The sequence below is a fragment of the Zavarzinia sp. genome, assembly GCF_041650655.1.
Lineage (GTDB): Bacteria > Pseudomonadota > Alphaproteobacteria > Zavarziniales > Zavarziniaceae > Zavarzinia.
This window is the reverse complement of record NZ_JBAZKR010000052.1, coordinates 24,079-30,669: the sequence shown is the minus strand read 5'-3', so window position 1 is coordinate 30,669 and position 6,591 is coordinate 24,079. Positions and strand designations below refer to the sequence as shown.

At 67.3% G+C, this 6,591-nt stretch carries 6 protein-coding genes; 3 read left to right on the top strand and 3 right to left on the bottom strand.

The window, feature by feature from the left end; all coding sequences use genetic code 11:
• Positions 1-14: 14 nt before the first annotated feature.
• A complete protein-coding gene (locus WC493_RS13265; protein WP_373066005.1) occupies positions 15-752 on the bottom strand; it encodes an SDR family oxidoreductase in 738 nt (245 codons plus the stop codon).
• 150 nt (positions 753-902) lie between these two features.
• Between WC493_RS13265 and WC493_RS13260 the strand changes: the two genes are divergently transcribed.
• Together WC493_RS13260 and WC493_RS13255 are read left to right on the top strand one after the other, a co-directional pair.
• A complete protein-coding gene (locus tag WC493_RS13260) occupies positions 903-1,148 on the top strand; it encodes a hypothetical protein (protein WP_373066004.1) in 246 nt (81 codons plus the stop codon).
• Positions 1,149-1,246: 98 nt separating this feature from the next.
• Positions 1,247-1,390, top strand: a complete 144-nt coding sequence (locus tag WC493_RS13255; RefSeq protein ID WP_373066003.1) for an entericidin A/B family lipoprotein — start codon at positions 1,247-1,249, stop codon at positions 1,388-1,390.
• 18 nt (positions 1,391-1,408) lie between these two features.
• Here the strand turns inward: WC493_RS13255 and WC493_RS13250 are convergent, their stop codons facing one another.
• Complete coding sequence (locus WC493_RS13250; RefSeq protein ID WP_373066002.1) at positions 1,409-4,561, bottom strand: efflux RND transporter permease subunit; 3,153 nt, start codon at positions 4,559-4,561, stop codon at positions 1,409-1,411.
• A 19-nt stretch (positions 4,562-4,580) separates the two neighbouring features.
• On the bottom strand, positions 4,581-5,777 hold the full coding sequence (locus WC493_RS13245; protein ID WP_373066001.1) for an efflux RND transporter periplasmic adaptor subunit: 1,197 nt from the start codon (positions 5,775-5,777) through the stop codon (positions 4,581-4,583).
• Positions 5,778-5,952: 175 nt separating this feature from the next.
• Between WC493_RS13245 and WC493_RS13240 the strand changes: the two genes are divergently transcribed.
• The gene (locus WC493_RS13240) at positions 5,953-6,555 is read left to right on the top strand and encodes a TetR/AcrR family transcriptional regulator (protein WP_373066000.1); all 603 of its coding nucleotides are present in this window, start codon (positions 5,953-5,955) and stop codon (positions 6,553-6,555) included.
• Positions 6,556-6,591 lie beyond the last annotated feature (36 nt).

Below are 6,591 nucleotides of genomic sequence, written 5' to 3'. Positions count from 1 at the left end.
CACACCGGGTCGAATCAGTCGATCGGGGACGACGGATCCCGCTGCCGGGCAAGGAACCTTTCCCCGCCGTCGACGGCGATTACCTGGCCTGTTACGTGGGTTGCCGCGGCCAGGAATGCAACCGCATCGGCGATGTCGGCGGGGCCGAGGCCGGGGCCCAGCGGCAATTTGTCCTTCTCCCGGGCGAAGCGTTCCTGGTCCTGGAAGGGGCTGATCAGGGTGAGGCCGGGGGCGACGCCATTGACCCGGATGCGCGGCGCGAAATGGCGGGCGCCGAGGTCGGTCACCGCCGCCAGCGCCGCCTTGCCCAGCGTATAGGACAGGAAATCGGGATGCGGCCAGGCCAGCTTGGCATCCAGCACATTGACCACGGCGCCCCGCGCGACATGGCGGGCGAAGGCCTGGAGCACGAGCAGCGGGGCCAGCGCGTTGACCGCCATATGGGCATTGAAGCTGGCGGGAGTCAGGCTGGCGAAATCGTCCGGCTCGAAGCGGGAGGCATTGTTGACCACCAGGCCGATGTCCGGCCGGCGCGTGAACAGGGCGTCGAGGGCGGCCGGCAGGGCGGCACTGTCGTCGAGGTCGAGGCCGACCACTTCGACCGCGGGGCCGAGGCCGGCCAGGACGGCGGGGTCGACGGCGGCCGGATCGCGGGTCTGCAGCACCAGGGCGTAACCATCGGCGGCCAGCCTGGCGGCGATGGCGGCGCCGATCCGCTTGGTGCCGCCGGTCACGAATGCTGTTCGGCCCATGGTCCTTCCCCGTTTCCCTCGCCGCATCTCTACACGTTCGGCGCGGAGCCGGCAGCCTGTTTCTATTGCCCGGCAACTTCGTTATCATGCCGGCCCGGTGCAGGCCGCGCGGCCGCACCGTTCAGTCCAGTCCCCGGGGGGAGCACGAGCATGTCGAACGAACTGACCATCAAGCGCGGCACCAAGATCGATCCGGCAGACGTCGCCTCGATCGACAAGAGCAAGCTGGGCATCCTGCTGGCCAAGCCGCCGCAGACCGAAACCGAAGGCCAGGCCGCTTACAGCGGCTATACCCAGTGTCCGTGGTGCGGCCACGTGGGTTGGACCGTCGGCCTCGACACCAATTATTACGTCGACGTCGTGTGCGGTGCTTGCGGCGGTTATTTCCGCGCCTGAACCTGCGGCATTTCGACGATTGGGGCGGGTGCCGGTCGGCGCCCGCCCTTTTTCATGACATCATCAGCGTTACGACCGAACTTCACGGAACTGCAAGAATGAAGAAGATCACCCTCACCGCCCTGTTCGCCGTGGCCGCCCTGGTCGGCGCCTGCAACACGATGGAAGGTGCCGGCCGCGACGTGCAGAAGGCGGGCGAAGCGATCGAGAGCGGCGCCCGCGACGTCAAGAACAAGCTCTGACGCCGCGGGGAAGCCTTCTCATTCCGCCAGCTGGGCGCTGGCGGAATGGGTGTCGGCCACCGTCTTGCCCGGCTTGCGGCCGAACGCCCGGCGCACGGTGACGAAGAAGGTCGGCACGAAGAAGATGCCGAGCGTGGTGGCCGCGATCATGCCGCCCATCACGCCCGTGCCGATCGCGTTCTGCCCGCCCGAGCCGGCGCCATTGGCGATCGCCAGCGGCATGACGCCCAGGATGAAGGCGAGCGAGGTCATGACGATCGGCCGGAGCCGGAGGCGCACCGCTTCCAACGTGGCCGCCACCAGCTCCTTGCCGGCATCCTGCTGCGCCCGGGCGAATTCGACGATCAGGATCGCGTTCTTCGCGGCGAGACCGACCGTGGTCAGCAGCCCGACCTGGAAGAAGATGTCGTTGGCGAGGCCGCGCAGGCTGGCCGCCGCGACCGCGCCGATGACGCCGAGCGGCACCACCAGGATGACCGAGAAGGGCACCGACCAGCTCTCGTAGAGGGCGGCGAGGCACAGGAACACCACCAGGATCGAGATGGCATAGAGGGCCGGGGCCTGGGCACCGGAGGTCCGTTCCTGGTCCGAGAGGCCGGTCCATTCGTAGCCGACGCCGGGCGGCAGCTTGGCGATCATCGCCTCCATCGCGGCCATCGCTTCGCCGGTCGAGAGGCCGGGCGCGGCCGAGCCCTGGATGTTGAAGGCGGGCACGCCGTTGTAACGCTCCAGCCGGGCCGCACCATAGGACCAATGGGTGGTGGCGAAGGCCGAGAAGGGCACCATCTCGCCCTTGTCGTTGCGCACGTGCCAGCGGTCCAGATCTTCCGGGTTCATGCGGTAGGCGGCGTCGCCCTGGAGATAGACCTTCTTGATGCGGCCGCGGTCGATGAAGTCGTTCACATAGGACCCGCCCCAGGCGATCGACAGCGTGTTGTTGATGTCGTCGATCGACAGGCCGAGGGCGGTGGCGCGGACCGTGTCGATGTCGATCCGGTACTGCGGCTCGTCCTCCTGGCCGTTGGGGCGCACCTGAACGAGGCGCGGGTCCTGCGACGCCATGCCGAGCAGCATGTTGCGCGCCTCGAGCAGCTTGTCGTGGCCGATACCGCCGCGGTCCTGCAATTCGAGGTCGAAGCCGGTCGCGTTGCCGAGTTCGATGACGGCCGGCGGCGCGAAGGCGAAGACCATGGCGTCGCGAATCGCCTGGAAGGCCCCGAAGGCCTTGCCGGCGACGGCGCCGACCGCGAGATCCGGCCGCTGGCGCAGGCTCCAGTCGCGCAAGCCGATGAAGGCCAGCGCCACGTTCTGCCCGTTGCCGCCGAAGCTGAAGCCCTGGACCGTGAAGATCGAGCGCACGGCTTCCTTCTCGTCTTCCAAGAAGTGGTGCTCGATCTTCTTCACCACCTCCATGGTGCGCTCCTGGGTCGAGCCCACGGGAAGCTGGGCCATGCCGAACAGGATGCCCTGGTCCTCGTCCGGCAGGAACGAGGTGGGCAGGCGCACGAACAGGAAGCCGAGGCCGATAATGAGCGCCACATAGACCGCGAGCATGGCCGGCGTCCGGCGCAGCAGCCCGGCGACCGAACTCTCGTAAGCCCGGCTGGTCCAGGCGAAGCCACGGTTGAACAGGCCGAAGGGACCCTTGGTGATGCCGTGGTCACCCTTGTGCACGGGCTTCAGCAGGGTGGCGCAGAGCGCCGGCGTCAGCACCAGGGCGACCAGTACCGAGAGCACCATGGCCGAGACGATGGTGACCGAGAACTGGCGATAGATCACACCGGCCGAACCCGAGAAGAAGGCCATGGGCACGAACACGGCGGACAGCACCAGGGCGATGCCGACCAGGGCGCCGGTGATCTGCTGCATCGATTTCCGCGTCGCATCGCGCGGCGACAGGCCTTCCTCGCTCATCACGCGCTCGACGTTCTCGACCACGACGATGGCGTCGTCGACCAGGAGGCCGATCGCCAGCACCATGGCGAACATGGTGAGCACGTTGATCGAATAGCCGAGCGCCAGCAAAACGCCGAAGGTGCCGAGCAGCACCACCGGCACGGCGATGGTCGGGATCAGCGTGGCACGGAAGTTCTGCAGGAAGAGATACATGACGAAGAATACGAGGACGATCGCCTCGATCAGCGTCTTCACCACTTCCTCGATCGAGACCTGCACGAAGGGCGTGGTGTCGTAAGGGTAGACCGCCTCGACGCCGGGCGGGAAGAGGGGCGAGAGTTCCGTGATCTTGGCGCGCACGCGGTCGGCGGTGGCCAGCGCATTGGCACCGGCAGCCAGCTTGATGCCGATACCGGCGGCCGGCTTGCCGTTGTAGCGGGCGATGACGTCATAGCCTTCGCTGCCGATCTCGATCCGGGCGACGTCGCGGAGGTGGACGGCAGCGCCCTCGGCCGAGCCCTTGACCAGGATGGCGCCGAACTGCTCGGGCGTGTTGAGCTGGCTCTGGGCGATGATGGTCGCGGTGAGCTGCTGGCCGGGCGACGGCGGCGTGCCACCGAGCTGGCCGGCGGAGACCTGGATGTTCTGCGCCTTGATCGCGCTGGTGACGTCGACCGCCGTGAGACCGAGGGCGTTCAGCTTGGCCGGGTCGAGCCAGATGCGCATGGCATATTGGCTGCCGAAGAGCTGGATGTCGCCGACGCCGTCGACCCGGCTCAGCGGATCGAGCAGGGTCGAGCCGATGAAGTCCGCGAGGTCGATCTGGCTCAGGCTGCTGGTGCCGGCGTTGAGGCCGATCACCATCAGGAAGTTGCGCGTCGCCTTGGCCACGGTGACGCCCTGCTGCTGCACCGCCTGGGGCAGGAGGGGCATGGCGAGCGACAGCTTGTTCTGCACCTGGACCTGGGCGATGTCCGGATTGGTGCCGGCGTTGAAGGTCAGGGTGATGATCGACTGCCCGGCCGAGGACGAACTCGACGACATGTAACGCAGGTGGTCGATGCCCTTCATCTTCTGCTCGATCACCTGGGTGACCGAATCCTCGAGCGCCTTCGCCGAGGCACCGGGATAGGTGGCGGAAATCGAGATCGAGGTGGGCGCGATCGCGGGATATTGCGCGATCGGAAGGTTCAGGATCGCCAGGGCGCCCGCCATCATCACGACGATGGCGATCACCCAGGCGAAGATGGGACGGTCGATGAAGAAACTGGCCATGACGAGGGTCTCCCGGCCGTTACTGGGCTGGCGTGGCGGGGCCCGTGGGGGCGCCGCTCGCGGCCAGGGTGGCGGGTATCGGATCGACCTTGGCGCCCGGACGGACCTTCTGCAGGCCGTCGACGATCAGCTTGTCGCCGGGCTTCAGCCCGTCCGTGATCAGCCACTTGTCGCCCACCGCCTGATCGGCGGTCACGATGCGCGCGGCCGCTGTGCCGTCCGCCTCGACCACCATGGCCGAAGCCTTGCCGGTCGGCGTCCGGGTGATGCCCTGCTGGGGTGCCAGGATGCCGTGCTCGTCGATGCCGACCTGCACGACCGCCCGCACGAACATGCCGGGCAGAAGCTGCGCCTTGGGGTTCGGGAAGACGGCGCGCAGGGTGACCGTGCCGGTCCCTTCCGCCACCAGGGTTTCGGAGAATTTCAGGGTGCCCTGCAGGGGATAGGTCGAGCCGTCCTCCAGCACCAGGGTGACCTTGGCATTGTCGGGGTCGACACCGGTCAGCCTGCCGTCGGCCATCGCCGCCTTCAGGCGCAGGAGATCGGCGCTCGACTGGGTGACGTCGACATAGATCGGGTCGAGCTGCTGAACGGTCGCCAGCGCCGTCGCCTGGTTGGTCGTCACCAGGGCGCCGCGGGTGACCGCGGAGCGGCCGACGCGGCCGGCGATCGGGCTCTTGATCAGGGCGCGGTCGAGGTTGATCTGGGCGGTCGCCAGGCTCGCCTTGGCGGAGGCGACATCGGCTTCGGCCTGTTTCCGCGTGGCCACGGTATCGTCGTAGTTCTGCCGGCTGACGGCGCTGGTCTGCACCAGGGCGGCATAGCGTTTCTCGCTGAGCCGGGCAATCTCGAGCGTGGCCTCGGCGCGGGCGAGGGCCGCCGCCGCACTGTCGACCGCGGCCTGATAGGTCGCCGGGTCGATCTGGTAGAGCGGTGCACCGGCCGCGACCTCGGCGCCTTCCTCGAACAGCAGGCTGGTGATAATCCCGTCGACCTGGGGCCGGATTTCGGCCACCTGGAAGGCGGCGGTGCGGCCCGACAGCTCGCGGGTGATGGGAACCGCCTGCGCTTCGAGCGTGACAATGCCGACCTTCACCGGTCCCTGGGGCGGCATGCCGCCCTGTTGCTGCTGCTGGTCGCAGCCGGCAAGCCCGGCGACTCCCGCCAGCGCCAGCGCGGCAAGGCCGAGAAGAGGGGAACGCTTCACGATCGCCATAAGACACCCGTCATAACGTTGAATGCCGGCGGGACCCCTGGTCCCCACCGAACCGTTGGCAGCGCTCCCCCCGACGCTTCCATGATGTTGTTGCTTAGAATGAACGTTCATTCTAACATCAAGTCAAGCATCGAATTCAGTCGGGCCCCGCAGGACGGGGCCGTCAGGAGTGGCAATGACCCCGGCCGAACACGGCGGTGACAAGGGCGAAGCGCGGCGCCGGCAGATCCTGGAGGCCGCAATCCGCTGTTTTCGCAAGAACGGCTTCCATGCTGCCAGTATGTCTTCACTGGCCAAGGAAGCAGGCATGAGCGTTGGGCATATCTACCATTACTTCGAGAACAAGGAGGCCATCATCGCCGCCTTTGTCGAGGAGAAGCTCGAGAGTTTCCACGACCTGATGAACCGCCTGCGCGAGACCGGGGCGCCGCTGGCCGATGCCATGGTGGCCGATGCCGTCCATGGCTTCGACGATATGTGCGATCCCGACAATGCCGCCCTGTTCCTGGAAATCACGGCCGAGGCGGCGCGCAACCCGGCCATAGGGGCCGCCGTGCGCGACGTCGATCGGAAAATACGTTCGGCCTTTAGCGATTTCCTGGCCGAGAGCTGCGGCTGCGGCGAAAACGGCGACCGCGCCGCGCTGAACGGCAGAATCGAGATGATCGCCGCGGTCTATGAAGGCCTGACCATAAGGGCGATCCGTCACCCGGATCTCGACCGCGAGGCGACTTTAGAGGCGCTCCGCCTGGTCATCAGCCGCCTGATGTCCCCTTGAAGCGCGGCTCCCGCCGGGGCTTCCTGTCGCAGCCGT

Bases quoted from the DNA above. Each gene is read 5' to 3' on its own strand.
- WC493_RS13245 (WP_373066001.1), bottom strand. From the start codon at position 5,777: ATGGCGATCGTGAAGCGTTCCCCTCTTCTCGGCCTTGCCGCGCTGGCG.
- WC493_RS13255 (WP_373066003.1), top strand. From the start codon at position 1,247: ATGAAGAAGATCACCCTCACCGCCCTGTTCGCCGTGGCCGCCCTGGTC.
- WC493_RS13265 (WP_373066005.1), bottom strand. From the start codon at position 752: ATGGGCCGAACAGCATTCGTGACCGGCGGCACCAAGCGGATCGGCGCC.
- WC493_RS13240 (WP_373066000.1), top strand. From the start codon at position 5,953: ATGACCCCGGCCGAACACGGCGGTGACAAGGGCGAAGCGCGGCGCCGG.
- WC493_RS13250 (WP_373066002.1), bottom strand. From the start codon at position 4,561: ATGGCCAGTTTCTTCATCGACCGTCCCATCTTCGCCTGGGTGATCGCC.
- WC493_RS13260 (WP_373066004.1), top strand. From the start codon at position 903: ATGTCGAACGAACTGACCATCAAGCGCGGCACCAAGATCGATCCGGCA.